Annotated in this window: 17 protein-coding genes and 1 pseudogene; 10 read left to right on the top strand and 8 right to left on the bottom strand. The window is 73.3% G+C overall.

What is annotated here, in order from left to right; all coding sequences use genetic code 11:
- Positions 1-48: 48 nt before the first annotated feature.
- The gene (locus tag MQV74_RS38860; RefSeq protein ID WP_242728204.1) at positions 49-1548 is read right to left on the bottom strand and encodes a DNA-binding protein NsdB; all 1500 of its coding nucleotides are present in this window, start codon (positions 1546-1548) and stop codon (positions 49-51) included.
- A 235-nt stretch (positions 1549-1783) separates the two neighbouring features.
- On the opposite strand from MQV74_RS38860, the gene MQV74_RS38855 reads away from it, so the two are divergent.
- From MQV74_RS38855 to MQV74_RS38845, 3 genes are all read left to right on the top strand, one after another.
- A complete protein-coding gene (locus MQV74_RS38855) occupies positions 1784-2971 on the top strand; it encodes an aminoglycoside phosphotransferase family protein (RefSeq protein ID WP_242728203.1) in 1188 nt (395 codons plus the stop codon).
- Positions 2972-3199: 228 nt separating this feature from the next.
- On the top strand, positions 3200-4753 hold the full coding sequence (locus MQV74_RS38850; RefSeq protein WP_242728202.1) for an alpha/beta hydrolase: 1554 nt from the start codon (positions 3200-3202) through the stop codon (positions 4751-4753).
- Positions 4750-5961 (top strand): serine hydrolase domain-containing protein, encoded by a 1212-nt coding sequence (locus tag MQV74_RS38845; protein ID WP_242728201.1) that lies wholly within the window; start codon positions 4750-4752, stop codon positions 5959-5961. Before MQV74_RS38850 ends, MQV74_RS38845 begins: the two co-directional genes overlap by 4 nt.
- A gap of 52 nt (positions 5962-6013) precedes the next feature.
- Here the strand turns inward: MQV74_RS38845 and MQV74_RS38840 are convergent, their stop codons facing one another.
- Complete coding sequence (locus tag MQV74_RS38840; protein ID WP_242728200.1) at positions 6014-7084, bottom strand: PP2C family protein-serine/threonine phosphatase; 1071 nt, start codon at positions 7082-7084, stop codon at positions 6014-6016.
- A 589-nt stretch (positions 7085-7673) separates the two neighbouring features.
- On the opposite strand from MQV74_RS38840, the gene MQV74_RS38835 reads away from it, so the two are divergent.
- Positions 7674-9650 (top strand): N-acetylmuramoyl-L-alanine amidase, encoded by a 1977-nt coding sequence (locus MQV74_RS38835; protein ID WP_278194316.1) that lies wholly within the window; start codon positions 7674-7676, stop codon positions 9648-9650.
- Positions 9651-9744: 94 nt separating this feature from the next.
- Here MQV74_RS38835 and MQV74_RS38830 read toward each other — a convergent pair whose 3' ends face one another.
- The 3 genes from MQV74_RS38830 to MQV74_RS38820 all read right to left on the bottom strand — a co-directional run bounded on the left by MQV74_RS38830 (position 9745) and on the right by MQV74_RS38820 (position 11717).
- Positions 9745-10095: a hypothetical protein gene (locus tag MQV74_RS38830; protein ID WP_138965118.1), complete on the bottom strand. Its 351-nt coding sequence runs from the start codon at positions 10093-10095 to the stop codon at positions 9745-9747.
- 330 nt (positions 10096-10425) lie between these two features.
- Positions 10426-10926, bottom strand: coding sequence for a hypothetical protein (locus tag MQV74_RS38825; protein WP_030675137.1), 501 nt, complete (start codon positions 10924-10926; stop codon positions 10426-10428).
- Between the two features lie 131 nt (positions 10927-11057).
- Positions 11058-11717 (bottom strand): CGNR zinc finger domain-containing protein, encoded by a 660-nt coding sequence (locus MQV74_RS38820; RefSeq protein ID WP_242728198.1) that lies wholly within the window; start codon positions 11715-11717, stop codon positions 11058-11060.
- 158 nt (positions 11718-11875) lie between these two features.
- Here MQV74_RS38820 and MQV74_RS38815 point away from each other — a divergent pair, with 158 nt between their 5' ends.
- The 4 genes and pseudogenes from MQV74_RS38815 (at position 11876) to MQV74_RS38805 (ending at position 15392) form a co-directional block, all read left to right on the top strand.
- A complete protein-coding gene (locus tag MQV74_RS38815) occupies positions 11876-12601 on the top strand; it encodes a leucine-rich repeat domain-containing protein (RefSeq protein WP_242728197.1) in 726 nt (241 codons plus the stop codon).
- Positions 12602-13485: 884 nt separating this feature from the next.
- Positions 13486-14862, top strand: a complete 1377-nt coding sequence (locus MQV74_RS38810; RefSeq protein WP_242728196.1) for a hypothetical protein — start codon at positions 13486-13488, stop codon at positions 14860-14862.
- A pseudogene (locus tag MQV74_RS41495) lies at positions 14832-15032 on the top strand (tetratricopeptide repeat protein); the annotation flags it as partial. The gene MQV74_RS38810 and the pseudogene MQV74_RS41495, both read left to right, overlap by 31 nt.
- Positions 15033-15197: 165 nt before the next feature.
- A complete protein-coding gene (locus MQV74_RS38805) occupies positions 15198-15392 on the top strand; it encodes a flavin reductase family protein (protein WP_242728195.1) in 195 nt (64 codons plus the stop codon).
- On the opposite strand, the gene MQV74_RS38800 is transcribed toward MQV74_RS38805, so the two are convergent.
- Complete coding sequence (locus MQV74_RS38800; RefSeq protein ID WP_242729376.1) at positions 15357-16715, bottom strand: lysine N(6)-hydroxylase/L-ornithine N(5)-oxygenase family protein; 1359 nt, start codon at positions 16713-16715, stop codon at positions 15357-15359. The two genes, MQV74_RS38805 and MQV74_RS38800, sit on opposite strands and share 36 nt — an antisense overlap.
- Positions 16716-17471: 756 nt before the next feature.
- On the opposite strand from MQV74_RS38800, the gene argB reads away from it, so the two are divergent.
- The gene (argB, locus tag MQV74_RS38795) at positions 17472-18281 is read left to right on the top strand and encodes an acetylglutamate kinase (RefSeq protein WP_242729375.1); all 810 of its coding nucleotides are present in this window, start codon (positions 17472-17474) and stop codon (positions 18279-18281) included.
- Here argB and MQV74_RS38790 read toward each other — a convergent pair.
- Both MQV74_RS38790 and MQV74_RS38785 read right to left on the bottom strand, forming a co-directional pair.
- Complete coding sequence (locus MQV74_RS38790) at positions 18265-18786, bottom strand: GNAT family N-acetyltransferase (protein ID WP_374120760.1); 522 nt, start codon at positions 18784-18786, stop codon at positions 18265-18267. The genes argB and MQV74_RS38790 overlap by 17 nt on opposite strands.
- Before the next feature lie 138 nt (positions 18787-18924).
- Positions 18925-19137 (bottom strand): MbtH family protein, encoded by a 213-nt coding sequence (locus MQV74_RS38785; RefSeq protein WP_242728194.1) that lies wholly within the window; start codon positions 19135-19137, stop codon positions 18925-18927.
- Positions 19138-19305: 168 nt separating this feature from the next.
- Here MQV74_RS38785 and MQV74_RS38780 point away from each other — a divergent pair, with 168 nt between their 5' ends.
- Positions 19306-20418, top strand: a complete 1113-nt coding sequence (locus MQV74_RS38780; RefSeq protein ID WP_242728193.1) for an alpha/beta hydrolase-fold protein — start codon at positions 19306-19308, stop codon at positions 20416-20418.
- Positions 20419-20574 lie beyond the last annotated feature (156 nt).

Genomic DNA, 20574 nt, shown 5'->3' with positions numbered 1-20574 from the left:
TGCCACGAAGCCCTGGCCCCGGCTTCCCGCCACCGCGCCCGACGCTCCTCACGCCCGCGCCCATTTCCCTCCCCCGGGCCTGCCCGCGGCCTTGGGAAGGGCGTGCTTGATCTCCTCGCGCAGGTCCTCGATCTTCGGGTAGCCCGCGTACTGGGCGGTCAGCCGGTACATCTCCCGTAGCCGGTCCCATGTGCGGTGCGAGGAGTTCGAGCCCATCGACACCAGTGCGAGCCGGGCGTACCGGTCGGCCTGTTCGGGGTCGTCGGCGATGAAGCAGGCCGACGCCAGCGAGATGTAGTCGAAGATCGTGGAGCGGTCGTGGCCCTGGGTGCGCAGGGCGATGGCCTCCTTCGCGTGGCGCTGGGCGACGTGTGCGGCGGACGGGTCGTGGTCGGCGAGGGTCCGGTAGGCGAGCGCCTGCATGCCGTGCAGGTCCGCCTCGTCGAACATCTGCATCCAGCTGGGCGGCGGCACGTCCCCCTTGTCGGAGACGAACAGGTCCTCGGCGCGGCCGAGCGTGCGCCGCATCGCCTGGCCCTTGCCCATGGACGCCTGGGCCCAGGCCTCGATGGTGTGCAGCATCGCCTGGGTGCGCGGCAGCGTCTGCTCGCCCGAGCCGGACTTGGCGAGCTTCATCAGGTCCAGGGCGTCGTCCGGCTTGCCCAGGTGCACCATCTGGCGTGCCGCGCGGGACAGGGCCTCTCCGGCGCGCGGCCGGTCGCCGCCCTCGCGGGCCGCGTGCGCGGCGATCACGAAGTACTTCTGGGCGGTGGGTTCGAGGCCGACGTCGTGGGACATCCACCCGGCGAGGACGGCGAGGTTGGCGGCGACGCCCCACAGGCGCCGCTGGAGGTGGTCGGGGTGTCGGTAGGCGAGCATGCCGCCCACCTCGTTCAGCTGGCCCACCACCGCCTTGCGCTGGAGACCCCCGCCACGGGACGCGTCCCAGGCGCGGAACACCTCGACCGAGCGCTCCAGTTCCTCGATCTCCTGGGAGCCGATGGGAGCGGCCTCATAGCGGTCGAACCCGGCGGGATCGGCGTACAGGGGATCGTCGAGACGGGGGGCGTCGGCCTTCAGGGTCGGATCGGTGTGCAGCCAGTCGTGCATGGCGCTGGTGAGTGCGGAGCCGGCGGCGAGCGCGGCACCCGCGCCCACCAAGCCGCGTCGGTTGAGCATGAGGTCCATTCCCGTGAATTCGGTGAGGACCGCGGCGGTTCGCTCGGGCGCCCACGGCACGCCGTCCGGGTGCTCCACGCTCCCGTCGGCGCGCTGTTTGCCTACGCGCCCGTGCCGGACCAGACCGAGGTCCTCGATGGTCACGACACGGCCGAGACGCTCGGTGAACAGGACCGCCAGGACCCGTGGCACGGGATCGCGCGGGATCTCTCCCATGTCGATCCAGCGCCGCACCCGTGAGGTGTCGGTGGCCAGCTGCGGATGACCCATCGCGGCCGCCTGCCGGTTCACCAGTCTGGCGAGTTCGCCCTTGGACCAGCCGGCGAGGCCGAAGAGGTCCGACAGGCGGGTGTTGGGTTGTCCGTTCACGTCAAGCCCCCAGGTTCTCGGCTGAGTTGACAGTAACCGTCTGTCAGTTGCTGAGCGACTATTCGCCAGGGTTCGCCAGGGTGCGCCACATGGTGTGCCAGGGGCCTCGGGGTGTCAGGTAGGAGTGCGCCACCCCGACCCGGTCCCCACGGGGCATTCCCCAGGGTGCACCCACGGAAGGCCGGGGCGGGAGGGCGCCGCAACTCGCAGGCACACGAAGGGATCTGTATCGCCCATGTACGCAGCATCGTCCTCCGTGTCCGCCCCGCCCCGGCCGCTGCGCCCCCACTCGCCGTCCCGCGGTCCCGCCCGCCCGGCGGAGGCCCCGCTCCAGGGCGGCGGCCCCTATCTGGCCCCGGCGCGCGCCGCGTCGGGGACGCTCGCTCCCGGCCGGCCGCGGCGCGCGCCGGCGACCGCGAACGGGCCGCTCAGCGGGAGACTCGACTTGTCCGGCCCCCACGGCGCGCAGCTGCGCACGGCCATCGCGTCGGTGCACCGCATCTGTCCGGAGTTCCACCCGGTGCAGGTGCTGCGCCGCAGCGGCCGCACCGTCCTGCTCGTCGGCACGACGGGCCGCAGCACAGCCGTCGCCAAGTGCCTCCTCGACCATTCGTCCGGCTGGACCGAGCGCATCAGGCACGAAATAGCTGCATACCGCTCGTTCGTCAGGCATCGTCCGCCCGTGCGCGCGCCGCGGCTCATCGCGGCCGACCCGGACGACTGCACCCTGGTGATCGAGCGGATGCCGGGCCGGGTCGCGGCGCTGCTGCGGCACCCCACGGAGGCCCCGCCCCGGGCGGACGTGCGGGCGGCGGTGGGCGCCGTGCACCGCCTGAACCAGTGGCGCCCGCCGAACGACGTGTTCGGCAAGCCGCTGGACTATCCCCGGCGGATCGCGCGCTTCCACGAGCTGGGGCTGCTCACGGACCGGGACATGGGCGACCTCCAGAAGCTGCTGCACGGCATAGCGCACGCGTACGCCTCGCAGCCGCAGGCCATGTGGCAGTTCTGCCACGGGGACGCGCTCCTGTCGAACGTACTGCTGTCCCCGGCCGGTCCTGTGCTCGTCGACTGGGAGCACGCGGGCTGGTACCTGCCCGGCTACGACCTGGCGACGCTGTGGGCGGTCCTCGGGGACGCCCCGGTGGCGCGCCGCGACATCAGCCAGCTCGCCCAGCAGGCGGGCCCGGCGGCACGCGACGCGTTCCTCGTCAACCTGATGCTGGTACTCACGCGCGAGATCAGGATGTGCGAGACGGCGGTGCAGCGCACGCTGCACGACGCCGCCCCGACGGCACCGGTGGGCGCGCCCCACCCGGTCGCCGTGCCGTCCGGCGAGGAGCAGCGCCTGCTCCTCCGGCGGCTGCACGACGACTGCCAGATGGCCCGGCGGGCCGTGCGGGCGGCGGTCGGCACGCGCTGACGGGGACGTAGGCCCGTGGGGCGCCCTGCTGGGGGGGCGGGCCACGGGCTTTCGCGTGCGCGCAGGGGCTGCGTGCGCGCAGGGGGCCGTGTGTCGCCGTGCCGCCGTGCCAACTCTCTTCGCCACCCCTGAGGTTCCCCCCAGCCAAGGATCTAGGGGTAGCCCCATGTCGTGGCGCGGCGCGTGCTTCTAGCGTCAAGGCGACACCGCTTGATCCAAAGGAGCACCATGCGCGTCGCACCCGCCGTCACCATCGGCCTCGGCCTGGTCGGCCTGCTGGCCGGAGCCGTCCCCGCAACGGCGTCCCCCGCCCCGCCCCCCGTCCGCTCCGAACAGCACCAGCGCCTCGACTGGCGTGCCTGCCCCGCGGAGCAGAAGGAGCTCAACGAGGCGGGCGCGCAGTGCGCCCACGTGACGGTCCCCCTCGACCACGCCCGGCCCGACGGCCGTACGATCCAGCTCGCGATCTCCCGCATCAAGGCCAAGAACCCCAGCGAGCGGCGCGGCATCCTGCTGTCCAACCCCGGCGGTCCGGGCGGCACGGGGCTCGGCACCACCCTCGCCCTGCGCCCGGCGTTGAAGGACGTGGCGGACCGCTACGACCTGATCGGCTTCGACCCCCGGTTCCTCGGCGACAGCAGCCCGATCGCCTGCACCCCGGCCGGGCCGCCCACACCGCCCGCGCCGAAGACGTCCGCCCGCAAGGACTTCGAGGCCTCGGTGCGGTCCGCGCGGGACCAGGCGCGGCGCTGCCGCGAGTACGGCGACAACGCCGAGCTCCTGCCGCACGCCTCCACCCGCAACGTGGCACGGGACATGGACGCGATCCGGGCCGCCCTCGGCGAGCGCAAACTGTCGTACTACGGGGTCTCGTACGGTGCCGATCTGGGCGCCGTGTACACACAGATGTTCCCGCGCCGCACCGACCGCATGGTCATCGACTCCTCCACGGACCCGGCGGCCACGCAGTACGAACTGTTCCGGCGCTCCGGCGAGCCGCTGGAGAAGTCCCTCGACGAATGGGCCGGGTGGGCCGCCCGGCACCACGGCACCTACCGGCTCGGCCGCACCGCCGCCCAGGTGCGGGCCACCGTGCAGCGGCTGCTCGACCGGGCCGAGCGACGGCCCGTCGCCCTCGCGGGACAGCGGCTCAACGCGCCCGTCCTGCGGCTGATCCTGAAGCAGCCCATCCAGCACCAGGAGAACGATCCGGCCCTCGCGGCCATCGTGCGGGACCTCGTCGACGCCGCCGCGGGAAAGCCGGTCGAGCCGGGGCCCGAACTCGCCGCCATGCTGGAGCTGCTCTCCTCCCCCGAACTGGCGGACAGCTTCGTGGGCGGCGCGGTCTTCATGTGCGGCGACGGCGGCTGGCCCGCGGGCGGCTGGCCCGCGGACCCCGAGACGTACTGGCGCAACAGCGTGCGCAGCCGCACCACCCAGCCGGTCTTCGGCCCGTACGTCAACGGCATGATCGCCCCGTGCGCCTTCTGGGGCGCCGAGCCGCGCGAGCCCGGCACCAGGATCGGCAACAACGTGCCCGTCCTGATGCTCCAGGCCCGCCGTGACAACAACGTTCCCTACGAGGGCGGTCTCGCCCTGCACCGCAAGCTCACCGGTTCCCGGCTGGTGACGGCGGACATCCGCGCGCACGGCGTGTACGGACGCGGTCTCGACGGATACCGCACCGTTCCGTGTGCCGAGCGGGCCGTCAACGACTATCTGCGCGGCGGGGATCTGCCCGCCACCGACATGACCTGCGCCGCCACGGAGGTGACCCGATGACGGGGACCGGCCCGGCGATGAGCCGACGCACCACCATGGCGGCCGCCGCCGGGGCCCTGCTCGCGGGCGCGGCCCCGCAGGCCGTGGCGGCCCCGCTCGACGCCCCGGGGCACGCGCGCCACGCCCTCCAGGCCGATGTCGACGCGGTCCGGGCGACCGGGGCCACCGGAGTCCTCGCCGAGGTGCAGACCGCGCACGGCCGCACCACGGCACGCGCCGGAGTGGCGGACCTGGAATCCGGTCGGCCGGTGCCCTGGGACGCGTACTACCGCATCGGCAGCGACACCAAGACCTTCACCGCCGTGGTCGCCCTCCAGCTGGTCGGCGAGGGCAGGCTCGCGCTCACCGACACGGTCGAGCGCTGGCTGCCCGGCGCGATCCGGGGCCACGGCAACGACGGCAGCAGGATCACCGTCGCCAACCTGCTGCGCCAGACCAGCGGCCTCAACGACTACGTCACGCTCGGGGAAGGGGAGTTCACGCCCGAGGCGTACCGCAAGGGACGGTTCCGGACGCACACGCCCCGGGAGCAGTTGGCGGCCGCGCTCACGAAGCCGCCGCAATGGCTGCCGCGCCGCGACGCCCCGGCGGCCGAGCGGCGCTGGGGCTACGCCAACACCAACTACGTCGTCGCGGGCCTGGTCATCGAGGCGGTGACGGGCCGTCCGTGGGCGCAGGAGGTCCACGAGCGCGTCATCGAACCGCTCGGCCTCCGGCACACGCTGATCCCCGGGACCTCCCCTTACGTCCCGCAGCCGACGGCGACGGCGTACACGCAGTTCCCCGGCAGCACGCGCCTTACCGACACCACGCTCGCCGCCGTCGGCGGTGCGGACGGCGCCCTCATCAGCACGACCCGCGACCACGCCGTCTTCCTGCGCGCCCTGATGGCCGGACGGCTGCTGCGCCCCGCGCAGCTGGCGGCGATGCGGCGCACCGTCCCAGCCGAGGACTGGATCCGGGCGAAGGGCGTCCGCTACGGCCTCGGCATCGCCTGGCGGCCGGTGGCGGGCAGCGGCTCGGGCCTGTGGTTCCACGGCGGGACCCACCTCGGCGTGGTCTCCGAGTCGGGCGTCACCGAGGACGGCACCCGCGCCGTGACGACCGCGACGTTCACCCTGCGCACCGACGAGGCCCGGCAGGAGGCCCAGAACGCCGCCACGCTCCGCCTGGTGGACAACGCGCTGCGGGCAAGAGGCGGCCGCTAGGGCGGCGGGTTCTGCTCGACGCTCCGCGGGCGGCCGGCGGACAGGGTCGTCGTCACGCCGTCCAGGAGCGGCCCGCCGGCCTCGGGGGCGCGTCGCGCGGCCGGCCGAGCGGCGTGGGGGCGGCCTCGGCGAGCAGCAGGGTGAGGTCGTCCGCGAGCGGGGTGCCGCCGGTGTGGCGGTGCAGCAGGTCGGTCAGGCACCGCAGGGCGTCGTGCGGGTCGGGCGCGGTCAGGGCCGCGTGGCACTGCGGGTCGTCGAGTGGGAAGGGAGCGCTGTCGGCGTCGCGGGCGTCGGTGAGGCCGTCGGTGTACAGGAGCAGGCGCTGCCCCGATGCCAGCTGGACCCGTTGCAGACAGGGGGCGGGGCGCAGGCCGAGCGGGGGTGAGGGCCGCGGCGGGGAGAGCAGGTGGAGGCGGCGGCCTGTGCGCAGGGGCGGTGGGTGACCGCAGTTGACGATGCGGGCCTCGCCGGGGTGGAAGTCGACGAGCAGCAGGGTCACGAAGTCCTCCGGGCCGAGTTCGGGGCCCAGGTGCTCGTCGAGGGTCCGGGCGAGCCGGACCGGGTCGGGTTCGGTGGCGGCGGTGCGCCGGAAGGCGGCCAGGACGGCGGCGGCCACCCGCAGGGCCTGGACGCCGTGCCCCTTGACGTCGGCGAGCAGCACGCGCGGGCCCGCGCACGTGAGCACGGCGTCGTGGACGTCGCCGCCGAGGCGGGCATGCGGGTCGGCGGGCCGCGCGTGCACGGCGAGAGCGACGTGGCCGACGCGGTCGGGCAGCGGGCGGGCCAGGGCCTCTTGCACGGTGTCGGCGAGTCGGGTCATCCGGTCGAGCGCGCGCTCGGCGCGCACGCGGGAGTGCGCCGTCACCACGGCCCACACCGAGACCGCCGCGATGTTCAGGAGGGACGCCAGGTCGCGCAGGGAGATCGGCGGCGAGTCCAGCAGGGTCAGGCCGACGGCGAGGGCGCCCAGGACGGCGGTGACGCGCGCCGAGAGCCGTTGGGCCGCAAGGAGCGGACCGATCAGGAGCAGTGCGTGCAGGGGCACGTGGGCGAGGCTCGTGACCGTGGCCACGGCCGCCTGTGCCACTACCGCCGTGGCGAGCCACTTGCCCCGTGTTTCCACTGCGTCCCCCTGGTCGTCTGGTGAAGTTCGGATTCGCGCGCACGACCCCTGCGTGCGGGGTACTGTGCCAGCTTCGATGACGGTCCGTGGCCCATTCGCCACAGCCCGCGCACCGCTGCCCCGGCGCGGGTAGCGTCGAGCGCTGCCCGGGCCGCGCTCGACTTCCGTCTCGCCGAGGGCGACGGGCACGGCGCCCAGGAGCTGAGCGGGTCCCTGTGGTTCGTCTGGTTCGCCTACGGCTTCACCACGGAGGGCCGCCACTCTCTCGACCGGGCCCTGGCCCTGCCGCACAGCCCCGGACCCGCCCACGGAGAACCACCGTCTCGCGGAGGAGGTGACCCGGGCGGCGAAGGGCCGGTAGCCGCAGCCGGGGCCCGGTGCGGCGGCACCCGCGCATTGGTCCATTCCACTGACGCGCAGCAGGCGATCGCGCTACCCGGGGCGAAAACCTGGGGAAACGCCGCTGACATGGGAAATCCCTTCCCCTGGGCCTGATTGACGGATCGTCGGAGAGCGGGTACCACTGACGCACGCCCGGCCCCGCGCACCCCGTCCCGCCGCACCGGCCCAGAGGTCTCAGGAGGCTGCCTTGCGAGGATCCGCCCACCGCTTTGAATCCGCCGCGCACAGACGCACCGTGAGGGCGGCGGGCGCCCTGGCGTCGGCCGCCCTGCTGGTGCCGCTCATCGGCGCCGCCCCGGCGTCGTCCACGGCCGCACCCGCGGGGCCCGACTCCCTCCAGCGCGCCTTCGCGGCGGCCGCCGCCGAGTACGACGTGCCGCAGAGCGTGCTGCTCGGCGTCTCCTACCTCCAGTCCCGCTGGGACGCGCACGACGGCGCCCCCAGCGTGACCGGCGGCTACGGCCCGATGCACCTCACCGACGCGCGCACCGCGCTGGCCTCGGCGCCCCACCACAGCGAGGGCGACGAGGACCCGCGCGGCGACGCGTCCCGCCCGACGCTCAAGCCGCGCCAGGTGCCCGACGAGGCCCAACTGCCCGCCCGGCTCAAGACGTTGAAGCGCGCCGCGCGGCTCAGCGGCATTCCCGAGCGCGAGCTGCGCGAGGACACCGCGGCGAACGTCCGCGGCGGCGCCGCCCTCCTCGCCGCCGCGCAGAAGCGGCTCGACAGGCCGTTCAGCGACGACCCTGCCGACTGGTACGGAGCGGTCGCCGCGTTCTCCGGCGCGGACGAGCAGGCGGGCGCCGCTACGTACGCCAACGAGGTGTTCGCGGTGATCCGCGACGGCGAGCGGCGCACGACCGACGCCGGACAGCGGGTGCGGCTCGCCCCGCGGCCCGGCCTGAGGCCCGACGCGGCGCAGGTCGAGCGCATGGGCCTGCGCAGGGCGCCGGCGGCGCAGACGGACTGCCCCAGGTCCCTCGCCTGCGAGTGGATCCCGGCTCCGTACGAGGAGTTCGGCGACAACGACTACGGCAACCACGACAAGGCCGAGCGGCCCGCCTCCCAGGGCATCAAGTACATCGTCGTGCACGACACGGAGGGCAGGTGGGAGGGCGTCCTCAAGCTCGTCCAGGACCCGACGTACGTGTCCTGGCACTACACGCTCCGCTCGTCCGACGGCCACGTCGCCCAGCACGTGCGCACCAAGGACGTCGCCTGGCACGCGGGCAACTGGTACGTGAACTCCAAGTCCGTCGGCCTGGAGCACGAGGGCTTCCTCACGGCGCCCGACACCTGGTACACGGAGGCCATGTACCGCTCCTCGGCGCGCCTGGTGAAGTACCTCGCCAAGCGGTACGACATCCCGCTGGACCGGCAGCACGTCCTCGGCCACGACACCGTCCCGGGCACCACGGCGGCCACCATCCGGGGCATGCACACCGACCCGGGCCCGTACTGGGACTGGCAGCACTACTTCCAGCTCCTCGGCAAGCCGCTGCACCGCACGGCGGGTCCGAAGGGCGGCCTGGTGACGGTCGCGCCCGAGTTCAGCAGGAACCAGGTGGAGTTCACCGGCTGCGTCAAGCCGGGCGAGAAGTGCGTGCCGCACGGCTCCAGCGCGGTGCGCGTGCACACCGAGCCCCGCGACGACGCGCCGCTCGTCAAGGACATCGGGCTCCGCCCGGGCGGCGAGCCGTCCACGATCGACGTGAACGACATGGGCTCGCGCCTGTCCACCGGCCAGCGGTACGCGGTCGCCGACCGCCAGGGCGACTGGACGGCCGTGTGGTACCTCGGCCAGAAGGCGTGGTTCAAGAACCCGAGGAAGCAGCCGACGGCCGTCGACGCGCGCGGGTGGACGGTGACGCCGAAGGACGGCGCGAGCGAGGTCCCGGTGTACGGCCGCGCCTACCCGGAGAAGGAGGCGTACCCGCCGGAGGTCCCGGTGCAGTCGGTCTCCCCGCTGCCGTACAAGCTGCTCGCGGGGCAGAAGTACGCCATCGGCGACAAGGTGCCCGGTGAGTACTTCTACGCGCCGACGTTCGACCTGAAGCCGCACCGCGTGGTGCGCGGCAAGGACGTCTACTACGAGATCCAGTTCGGCCACCGGGTGGCGTTCGTGCGCGCCGCCGACGTCGAGGTGGTGCCGTCCGGCAGCTAGCCGCGGCGGCCCCGGGAACCGCCGGGCCCGGGCCTGTCGTGGGGGCAGGTCCGGGCCCGGCGCATGCGCTACCGAGGACGTGCGGCCGCGCGGGTCAGCCGGCGGTCTCCGTACACCAGATGGGCTGGCCCTGGTAGTAGATGCACACGTTGCCGTCGTCCTGGACGGACAGGATGGCCCCGTGGCGCCCGGAGGTGTTCGACGCCCACACGGGGCGGTCGTCCTGGGCGTAGACGACGAGGTTGCCGTCACCCTGCATGACCGCGCGGTACCCGTCCGGGCGGGTGTCCGGCGACCACACGGGCTTCTCGACGCTGTCCCGGTAGACGACGAAGTTGCCGTCCTCCTGGAGCCTGAGCAGCGTGTGGCCGTTCCCGGAGGTCCAGGCCATGTTGCGGTAGATCGTGCTCGACGGTGTGTTCGGATAGACGTCGTTGTTGCTCATACGCGACTTCCCTCCCTGTCGAGATGGGCGGACACCCCGCTCCCCCACGACGCTAGGCGCGGTGGCGCCCCGCGCCTGAGAACAAAGCACGCCAGCCTGAACACGGGGGTACGAACAGTAGGAAACCGCCATTCAACAAAAGCTCCCCACCAGCCCGTTGGGCGGTACGGAGCGTCCGCCACGGGGGGACGAGACGGCGCGAATCCTGTGCCGCGCCGACGGGCCCGGGGCCTTGTCCAGGAGCGGTACCGGCCAGGCGGGACGGGGCGGTGTGCCCCGCGCGGACCGAGATGCGTGATGCCGCCGCGCGGGGGCCGGGAGGGCGGTGGGTCAGCCCTGCTGGAACAGCTCGGCGGGCAGGGGCTTGAGGAGTGCGTACAGGTCGTCGGTGATCGGGCGGTCCCAGGCCGCGATGGTCACCAGGACGTTGTCGCTGCGGTCGAACTGGACGCAGGAGATGCGGCTTTCGGAGAGGCGCAGGCGGCGCACGATCAGGAGGTTGTCCCCCTGCATCACCGGCACGTCCTCGCTGGAGACGACGGTGACCTCCTCGTCGTTCTCCAGCGCGAGGAGGAGCTGGGCCACCTCGAAGGGCACCTCGCCGTCGGCGAGCTCGCGGGCCGGGGAGCCCTCCGGCAGATTGCCGATGATCATCGCGGGGCCGCGGCCGCCGAACAGGTCGTAGCGCAGGAAGACGCCCTGGCAGCTGCCGTCGGGGGCGGGCAGCAGGCCGGCACCGAGGTTGCCGGGCCAGTCGCCCGGGTCCATGGCGAGGACATCGAAGTCCGGCCCGGCGGGGGTGGCGGAGCTGCGGCGGCGGAGGAAGGACATGCGGCCATGGTACGTGCCCGCGGAGGCGTTTCCGGCGCGGGGGCCGCGAGGGAGAAACCCGTGGTCACGGCGGGCGCCGGGGGTGTGCGAGATCGCCGCGCGCGCCGTCCGGCCGGGGGCGGCGCGGCGCGTCAGGCCGGGCCGCGGCCGCGCTCGTGGTGGCGGGCCACGCGGGCACGGTTGCCGCAGGACGGCTTGCACCACTCCTGGCGCGGGTGCTCCTTGAGGAAGTACCGCACGCAGCGTGGCGCGTGGCAGGCGCGCAGGCGCTGCCGGTCCGGCCCGGCGAGGAAGGCGTGCGCGGCCCGGGCCAGGGCGGCGTCCAGCAGGTCAGCGCGCCGGTCGGGCGAGGCGGGCCCGGGAGCGGGCACGGGCTCGTCCCGCACGCGGGGAGCGGCGCCGCCCGGCCAGGTCAGCACGGGCACGGTGGACACCTTCGCCGCGGCCTCGTTCAGCCGGGCGACGGCCTCGGCGGGAGGCGGGAGGCGGTGGGCGTCGGCGGGGCTCGGCGCGCCCGGCAGGACCGCCCGGGCGAAGAGCGCGCGGACGGCGGAGCGCACCGCCCGTACGCGGTCGAGCCCGGCGGCGTCCGCGCGGTAGCGGCGCGCCGCCAGGGCTTCGGGCAGCGCGTCGGCGTGCTCGCGCACCCAGGCGGTGAGGCCCTCGGGCGTGTCGAGGTCGTCGGCGACGCCGCCGCGCCCGTCGTGGCGGACGGTGGCGGCGAGGTCGAGCGTCAGCCGGGTGGGGCCGGGCGTCGGCGCCGGTGCGGAGGCCTGGGGCGGAGCGGGCATGGGCTAATGATAGGTTCCGCTGCATCCATTAGGCGGGCTTCCCGCGGAGCCCGCCGGGGGCCGGGTCCGGAGTCCCCGGGGCCGCGCCGGGAGCCCTTCTCGGCGGGCGCCGCCCGGTCGGCGTCAGGGCCGGGGGCACGCCCCGGAAAGAGGTGCCGGTGACCAGCGCGACCGTACTGAACTACTGGAAGGCCGGGCTCACCGACGTACCCGACGAGGTATGGCGCCATCCACGCCTGGACGTGCTGCTGCTGCCCGACAACGCGCTCACGCGGCTGCCCGCCCGCCTCGGCACGCTGGCCTCGCTGCGCACCCTCGACCTCGGCCACAACCGGCTCACGTCCGTGCCGCGCGAGCTCGGCGACCTCACCGCGCTGAGCGACTTCCTGTACCTGCACGACAACCGTCTCACCTCCCTGCCCGCGGAGTTGGGCCGTCTGACGCGCCTGGCCTATCTGAACGTCGGCGAGAACCGGCTCACCGACCTGCCGGACACTCTCGGCGCCATGACAGGTCTGGTCGAGCTACGCGCCCAGCACAACCGGCTCGCCTCGCTCCCCGCCTCGCTCGGCGGCCTGCGCTCCCTGCGGGAACTGTGGCTGCGCGGCAACGCCCTCAGTTCGCTGCCCGCTGCCGTGCGGCAGCTGAGCGCACTGCGCGAACTGGAGCTGCGCGAGAACGCCTTCGCCACGGTGCCCGACGCGCTGCGCGGGCTCCCCCTGCTGCGGCGCCTCGATCTGCGGGCCAATCGACTGCGCGAACTTCCCGGCTGGCTGACCGAGTTGCCCGCACTGGAGAAACTCGATCTCCGCTGGAACGAGGTGCCGGACGACGACCCCACCGTAACGGCCCTGCGCGCCCGCGACTGTGTGGTGCTGCGCTGAGCCGTCCGCGCCGCGCTGAGCGGCCCGCACCGAACGGCCCGCACCGAACGGCCCGCACCGAACGGCCCGCACCGAGAAGAGAATTCCTTGACTTAAAGCGCGAGCGCGTTAACTGTCCAAAGGTATAGGGGGATTTCCGAAGCAGGCCTCCCTTTACCTCTCGGGTCACCTGCACGCCTGCGACCTGCACCTATGCGGGCATGTTGGAGACACCCCAAGAGACTTTGCCCACCGTTGAATTGGCCTCGCGGGGGCGGTATACGGATGCCCGCATTCCCGGGTTGACATCAAAGGCAGCACCCCACCAAGCTGTCCGTGGACCAGTGACGAGGGATCTAGATATGCCACTCCCATCGATTTCACTGGGGTCCTGGCACATTACCCGCGGTGGCTTTCCGCGCCCTTTTTCGATTCGGGGGCGTGCCACCCGGGGCTGCTACTGGAAGAAGGGAACAGCCATGGCGCGTGCCGTCTGGATGCGGCCCTGGACCACTCCGTCCGGAGCCGGCCGCGGCAAGGCACGTTCCACCGAGTGACCTGGCGACGCCGGATCCGGGCGTCATTCCTCTCCGGGCGGCGGAGTTCCCCTCCGCCGCCGACTCCACGGCTCACCGGCTCGCCGGGTGGGCCATCGGCCCCGGCCCGGCCGCCGGCCGCCAGGTCACGTGACCCACCGGGACCAGCCACCGAGAGGAGGAGACCCATGAAGAAGACGCCGATCCGCAAGGCCGGTCCGATCCGTCTACCGACCGCCTGCTACTACGCGTGCGCCGAACACTGAGCACCGCGGAGCCGGGCCCCGGTCCGGGCCCGGCTCCGTCCCCGCCCGCCCCCGGCCGGGCCCGCCCGGCCGCACGGCGGGTGCCTCGCGGTCTCCTTCACCTGTGTGCCGCGGCTGGTCCGGCAGTGCCTGTTCCGTCTCCGGCACCGGCCTCGCCCGGGCCGCCGCGCTGACCTTCTGGCCCACGGCCGTCGACCGGTTCGCCCGTGCGGGGCCGGCGCGCCAAGGCCCGCACCGCCACCGCCTCACGCCGAGGGGCATCATCCGCATGACCGCCCTGCCGCCCCACCACCGGTGGATCCTCACCACCGAAGAGCCGGAGCCGACCGGCGAGCTGCCCGAGCCCCCGCGCCCCGAACTGGAGATCGGCTGCCACCGGCGGCTGCGCGGGCCGTTCACCGGCGGCGGCTCCCTGCTGCGCCACCTCGTGCCCGAACTGCTCGCCCGCGATCCCGAGTCGGTGGCCGCGCGTGCCACGGAGATCACCGTGATCGCCCCGGACCTCGCGCCGCTGGTCCCGCGCACTCCGCAGACGCTCACCCAGTCGGCCGGAGCCAAGGAGCGCACCCGCTTCCACCCCGCGCCGCGCGCCCTGCGCATCGCCCACGGCGTGGCCGAACTCGCCCTGGACCGGGCACGCCTCCTCCGTGCCGAAGGCGCCGTCATCGCCTTCTACGACGTCGACGAGGCCGACCCCACCGACCGCGAGCTCGTGGCCATCCTGCTGCGCCGCTGCGACCCCGCCCGGCTGACCGTGGTCGCGGAGAGCCACGGCGACCGCGACGACGCGCTCACCACGTACACCGTCCGTGCCGCGCGGACGCCCCGGCCTGCGGGCGCCGACCTGGCCCAGCTGTTCATCGACTCCGACGGCACCAGCCGCGACCCGGCCGTGCGGAACGCCTACTACGCGCTGCCGTCGGCGGAGCGGGCCCGCAGGCACACCGCGCGCGCCGATGCCCTGAGGGACGTGGACTATCCGACGCTGCGCCTCGGCGCCGTCCCGTACCACCTGGAGCACGGCTGCGACCCGGCGGGCGCGGGCGTCGCGGCCTTCGTCGAGGCCGTCGACAGCTGCTTCGCCGCGGGCCTGTGCTGTCTTGGGCGCGGCCACGAGGCGTTCGCGTATCTGGAGGAGATGCGCCGCAGCACGGCCGACCCGGATGTGCACATGGGAACGGCCTGTCTGTCGGCCATGCTCCACACCCGCTTCCTGCCCCGGGAGGACCACGACGAGGACCTGGCGCTCGCCTGGGTGAACACGGCCATCGCGCTCGCCGACAGCCATCCCGACCCCGAGCGGCGGCTGCTCGCCCGCGCGTTCATGCGCAAGGACCACACGGCCTCGCTGCGCGACTACGACGACGTGATCCGCCACGACCCGGACCACGGCGACCACTACTTCGACGCGCCGCGCAGTACCGGGCCCTCGGCCGCCACGACGAGGCCCTGCGGGACTACGCCACCGCGATCCGGCTGACCCCGCCGTTCTCCGAGGCCCACTTCAACCGCGCCGATCTGCTGCTCGAACTCGGCGACGACGAGGACGCGTTGCGGGACCTGGACTACGCCCTGGACCTTGAACCGGGCCACCTGGACTGCCTCACGCACCGCGCGGAGCTGCTCCTGGAGCGCGGTGACACGGCCGGGGCCCGCCGCGACGTGGAGCACGGCCTGGCCATCGAGCCGAGGTGCCCTGGCGGACTGGCGCGCCCCTCTGCGGGCCTTCGGCCCGGGCGAGGCGTCGCCGCGCGGCAAGGAGATCGAGCTGCCGGCCGGCGACCTGACCCTCGCGGAGATACGGGAGGGAGTCGGGTGACGCACGGCCTCCCGGGTCCTGGGCGGCTGGCGCTCGCGCCCCTCGACCGCCTCCTGGTGGGCGACCACGCCCTGGTCATCGGTCGGGTGACCAGGGCGTGGCACGCGGCGGACGGATGCCCGCCGGTGCACCACGACGGCGGTCGCGTACGCCTGTCAGACGCTCTGGCGCTGACGGCGGGCGAGGAGTGAGTCCCGGATCTCCCCCGCGCGCACGGCCGTGTTGGAGAGCAGCGTCGAGGTCAGGCCATGGGTGTGCTCGGTGCCACCCTGGAGGTAGACCGCGGCACTGACGTTGGCGTTGGTGGCCACGCGGTGGTCACGGCTGACGACCAGCTCGTCCTCGTCGTCGCGGCGGCACAGCTTGTCGACCTCGCCGAGGCGTTCGCCGAGGCCGCGCGGCCGGTAGCCGGTGGCGTGGACGAGCACGTCGGCGGCCAGCGTCTCGCGCTCCCCGGTGGGCAGGAACTCCACGCCGATGTCCAGGCGGTCCGGGTGCGCGTCGATGCCGCGGATGCGGGTGACGTTCAGCATGCGCAGTCGCTGCCGCCCCTGGACCTTCTCCTGGTACATCGTCTTCGACAGGGACTCGATCAGGTCGATGTCCACGACCGAGTAGTTGGTGGAGCGGTGATAGTCGAACAGCGACTGCTTCACCTCCCGGGGCGCGTGGTAGAAGAGGTCCACGGCCTCGGGGTCGAAGATGCGGTTGGCGAAGGGGCTGTCGTCGGCGGGCGTGTAGCCGTACTTGGCGAACACCGAGCAGACCTCGGCGTCCGGGAAGTTCCGGTGCAGGTAGTCGACGCACTCGGCGGCGCTCTGCCCGGCGCCGAGCACGACGGCCCGGCGCACCGGGGTCGCGGTCTCCTTGAGCGCGGCCACGCGCGGGATCAGCTGGCTGTTGTGGAAGATCCGCTCGGAGTTCTCCATGCCGGGCGGCAGGTGCGGCTCCAGGCCCGTGGCCACGCAGATGCTGCGCGCACGGCGTACGACGGTCCGCTCCGGGTCCTTCGCGTCGCGGCTGACGACCTCGAAGTGCGTGACCTCGCCGTCCTCCGTCACGGGGCGCACGGCGACGACTTCGGCCGAGTAGTCGACGAGGTCGTCGACGCGGGCCGCGGCCCACTCCAGGTAGTCGTGGAACTCGACGCGCAGCGGGAACAGCGTCTTCTGGTTGAGGAAGTCCACCAGCCTGTCGCGCTCCTGCAGGTAGCACAGGAAGCTGAAGGAGCTCTTCGGATCACGCATGGTGACCAGGTCCTTCAGGAAGGACACCTGCATGGTCGCGTCGTCGATCAGCATCCCCCGGTGCCAGCCGAACCGCGGCTGCTTCTCCAGGAATCCGGCGCGTATCCGGTCGCTCTCACCGAGCCGCGCGTTGTGTTCGTGGACCGCGATCGCGAGCGCCAGGTTCGATGGCCCAAATCCGATCCCCAGGACGTCATACATCACGTCCGTCCCCCTGTGCTCATTACGCGTCTCCGGCCCACTGTGCACGGCATTCACCCGCTTCATCGCCTCCTTAAGCAGCCACATGGTAGATAAGGTTAGCCTTACCTTGCAATGTCTGAGGAGGAATCATATGCGGGACGCCGCCTCCGGCCACCGGATCCGGGGGTGCCGGGCGCCGCGGACCTTGCTTGACTCCGAGGGCGCTTCGCCTTGCCCCGAACGGGAAGTAGACCCCGCCGCACCCCACTTCGAGAGCGACGCGTCCGTCCGAAGAAGTGACCACGCACACACGGACCCCAGGGCGACCAGGCGGCCGACCGCGCACCCCGGTTCGATCGCCGCCGAGCGGCGGGACCCTTGAAGGCCGCCGAAGATTTCCGGTCACCGTCACCGCGGCACGTTGAACGTACACGACCCCTCGCCACCCACAGGCGCGGGAGCCCCACCATCGGGCGCGCGGACATACGGCGCACATCGGCCACTTCGCTCGCGCGCACGCGCGGCGGGCGACAGGAAATGAAAAGTCCCTCGATCCGCAAATCCCCCTTCCCGAAAGGCCGTTGAACGCCTTCCCGGACCGCGGGGCAGACCACGGACCCACCATAGAACTTAGGTTAGGCTAAGCTAAACCCAATCTTGATCGGCCCGCCTGAAGAGGCGGGCCCGCCCATGAAATGGAGTGGCTCCGTGAGCGTGACCGCTGCCCGGGGATGGCCCACCAGCGGGGTGCCCGCCAGGATCAGCGAATCCGGCGACCCCCTTCCCTGGCCGGAGGAGCTCCGGGACCGCGCGGTCGTCGTCAAATTCGGCGGCAACGCCATGGTGGACGCGGATCTGCAACGCACGTTCGCCCAGGACGTCGTGGAGCTGTGGCAGGCGGGCCTGCGCCCGGTCGTCGTCCACGGCGGCGGACCGCAGATCAGTGCGATGCTCGACCGCCTGGGCCTGGAGACGCGGTTCGAAGCGGGTTTGCGGGTGACGACGCCGGAGACCATGGACGTCGTCCGCATGGTGCTGACCGGCCGCGTCCAGCGGGAACTGGTCGGCCACATCAACGCCCACGGCCCCTTCGCCGTCGGCATGTCCGGCGAGGACGCCCACACGATGACCGCCGTCCCGCGCCCGGCGTGGGTGGACGGCGAGCCGGTGGACATCGGCCTCGTCGGCGAGGTCGTGGACGTGAACCCGGACATGGTGCGCACGCTCCTGGAGCAGGGGCACATCCCGGTGGTGTCCCCCGTGGCGCGCGGCGAGGACGGGCAGGTCTACAACGTCAACGCCGACCTCGCGGCCTCGGCCCTCGCGGTGGCCCTCGACGCCGAGCGCCTGGTGATGCTCACCGACGTCGAGGGCCTGTACGCGAACTGGCCGCACAGCACCGAGGTCATCGAGCACCTGACGGCCGACGCCCTCAGCGGCCTCCTGCCGGGCCTCGCGAGCGGGATGCTGCCCAAGATGGAGGGCTGCCTGCGCGCCGTCCGCGGCGGGGTCCGCAAGGCGCACGTGGTCGACGGCCGGGTGCCGCACGCGGTACTGCGCAGCGTCCTCGCACCGATGAGCCCCGGCACCACCGTGGTCGCCGACGATGCCTTGGCGCCCGAGCGGCGGGCCGTCACAACGACTTCGTGAGGATCCGGGCGTTGCGGCGCGGATCCAGGGAAGCCGCCCACGACGGAGGCGCCAGGCGCGCCGTCGTGGGCGCGAACCCGTAGCGCAGGAACAGGCCGCCACCGCCGGTGGTGGCCGTGAACAGGGCACCGAGGCGCTCGGCGTGCGCCGTCGCGAGCACGGCCCGCAGGAGGGCGGCTCCCACGCCGCTCCCCTGCCGGTGCCCGGCCACGCAGAAGTTGTACACGACGCCCGCACGGCCGCCGCCCTCCGCCGGAGCCGCCCGGTGCGTACGGAGTCCCACACAGCCCGCGAGGGTGCCGTCGGCCGCCTCCGCCACCAGGAAGTCGGCCGCGTGCGCGGCGTAGAGCTCCACCGGCCGCTCCCGCAGCGCGCCCGAGCGCACGAAGGGGCGGGACAGTTCGGCGAGCGCGGGCGCGTCCTCCTGGCGGGCGGTGCGCACGGCGTGCGGTGGCGCGGGCCGGGCGTGCTCCTGCGGCGCAGGGCGCGGCGTAGCCGTGATCAAGGCTTTCCTTCCTCGGTTCCACGATCGAAGAGCGGCGTGTGGCCGCGTTCCCCTGACGGGGCATCAAAGTAAGGTCAGCCTTACTGTTCACGTGCCCGGTCCGCGCGCACCGGCGGGCGGCCGATCGGCTCGACCTCGTCAGGCGTCCATGGACGCCGCGAGGGAGCGGGGGCGCAGATCGGTCCAGTGGGTCTCGACGTACTCCAGGCACGCGTCCCGGGAGTTCTCCTCGAAGACGACCGCCCAGCCCCCCGGGACCTCGGCGAACGCGGGCCACAGCGAGTGCTGGCCCTCCTCGTTCGCCAGGACCAGGAAGCGGCCTTCGGTATCGTCAAACGGATTCGTGCTCATGTTCGTTGTCTCCTCGGGGTCGACGGGCCGGCGTCAGCCGCGTCGAGCATGCTCTTCAGCTCGTCGGGACGCGCCGGAAAGGGAGAGGCGCGCCACAATTAGGTTAGGCTCACCTAATTAAGATTAGCCTATTCCTTCCCCATCCCTCTCACAAGGAGCGGTCCTGTCGTGACGGAACCTGCCTCCGGCCTCGCCGCCGGAATCGACGCCCCCTTCGCCGAGTTCGGTCTGCCCGGCGCACCCGGCACCGAAGCCTTCTGGGCGGCTGTCGGAGCTCCCGTGTCGGTCCCCGACGGCGACGGCGGCTGGGTGACCCTCTTCCTGTGGCGCGGCTCCCCCGCGACCCTCGAATTCGAGAGCTGGTCGGCACCGGTCCCGCTGCTCCGCCGGGACGACACGGACTGCTGGTACGCCAAGGTGCGCATGCCCGCGCGGCTGCGCGTCACCTATCAGTTCCGCGCGGACGACGCGGCGTACGCCGACCCCTTCAACCCGGCCGGCGCGGGCGGCGACCGCTCCATCGCCGCCACGCCGGACGCCCCGGCCCAGCCGCACTGGCCCGTCGTCGGCCCCGACGACGTACTGCCGCTGCCCCGCACCCGGCTGCGCTGGGCCGGCGAGCGGATCGGCGGGCGGCGCACGGTGCGCGTCCACCCGGTGGCCGGCGGCGGGCCCGTGGTGCTGCTGCTCGACGGGGACGACTGGCTGTACCTGCACCCCGCCATGACCGCGTTCGACGCGGCCGCCGCCGCTGGCGAGATGCCTCCCTGCACCCTCGTCTTCCTGCCCGCCAAGGACAGGGCGGCCGAGTTCGGGTGCCGCAGTGACCTGTGGGAGGCCGTCCGCGACGAACTCCTGCCGCTGGTCGCGGAGTCCGGCGTGCACGCGGAGCCGGAGCGGCTCGTGGTCGCCGGGCAGAGCCTCGGCGGGCTGAGCGCGCTGTACGCGGCCCTGGAGTACCCGGACCTGGTGTCCCGCGTCGCCTGCCAGTCGGGGTCGTTCTGGTGGACGCCCGAGGCCATGGACGCGGCGGACCCGCTGGGCGGCCCGGTCGGCGGCGCCGTCGCCGCGCGGCTGCGGGAGCGCCCCGACCTGTCCGGGCTGCGGGTCGCGTTCGACGTGGGGGAACACGAGACGCGGATGCTGCCCCACTGCGAGCTGACCGAGACCCTGGCCGAACAGGCCGGTGCGACCGTGCGGGTCTCCCGCTCCGCGGCGGACCACGACCGCGCGGGCTGGCGGCAGGCGCTGCTCCGGGACGTCGCCTGGGCGCTCGCCTGACCGGCCGACAGCCTGGGGTTCGGCCGTCTGGCCGTCTGGCCGTCTGGCCGTCTGGCCGTCTGGCCGTCTGGCCGCAGCAAGGGCCCGGTACGACAGCAGCGGTTCCCGGGGAGGTACTCCACCTCCCCGGGAACCGCTGCTGTCGTACCGGGCGTC

Source organism: Streptomyces sp. AN091965 (assembly GCF_022698285.1).
Taxonomy (GTDB): Bacteria; Actinomycetota; Actinomycetes; order Streptomycetales; family Streptomycetaceae; genus Streptomyces.
Note: the sequence above shows the minus strand (reverse complement) of the source record. Positions and strands in the feature narration are given on the sequence as shown.

What these genes read in the sequence shown, in the direction of transcription:
- MQV74_RS38855 (WP_242728203.1), top strand. Translation starts at nt 1,784, where the DNA reads ATGTACGCAGCATCGTCCTCCGTGTCCGCCCCGCCCCGGCCGCTGCGC.
- MQV74_RS38850 (WP_242728202.1), top strand. Translation starts at nt 3,200, where the DNA reads ATGCGCGTCGCACCCGCCGTCACCATCGGCCTCGGCCTGGTCGGCCTG.
- MQV74_RS38845 (WP_242728201.1), top strand. Translation starts at nt 4,750, where the DNA reads ATGACGGGGACCGGCCCGGCGATGAGCCGACGCACCACCATGGCGGCC.
- MQV74_RS38830 (WP_138965118.1), bottom strand. Translation starts at nt 10,095, where the DNA reads ATGAGCAACAACGACGTCTATCCGAACACACCGTCGAGCACGATCTAC.
- MQV74_RS38825 (WP_030675137.1), bottom strand. Translation starts at nt 10,926, where the DNA reads ATGTCCTTCCTCCGCCGCCGCAGCTCCGCCACCCCCGCCGGGCCGGAC.
- MQV74_RS38820 (WP_242728198.1), bottom strand. Translation starts at nt 11,717, where the DNA reads ATGCCCGCTCCGCCCCAGGCCTCCGCACCGGCGCCGACGCCCGGCCCC.
- MQV74_RS38800 (WP_242729376.1), bottom strand. Translation starts at nt 16,715, where the DNA reads ATGAAGCGGGTGAATGCCGTGCACAGTGGGCCGGAGACGCGTAATGAG.
- argB (WP_242729375.1), top strand. Translation starts at nt 17,472, where the DNA reads ATGGTGGACGCGGATCTGCAACGCACGTTCGCCCAGGACGTCGTGGAG.
- MQV74_RS38785 (WP_242728194.1), bottom strand. Translation starts at nt 19,137, where the DNA reads ATGAGCACGAATCCGTTTGACGATACCGAAGGCCGCTTCCTGGTCCTG.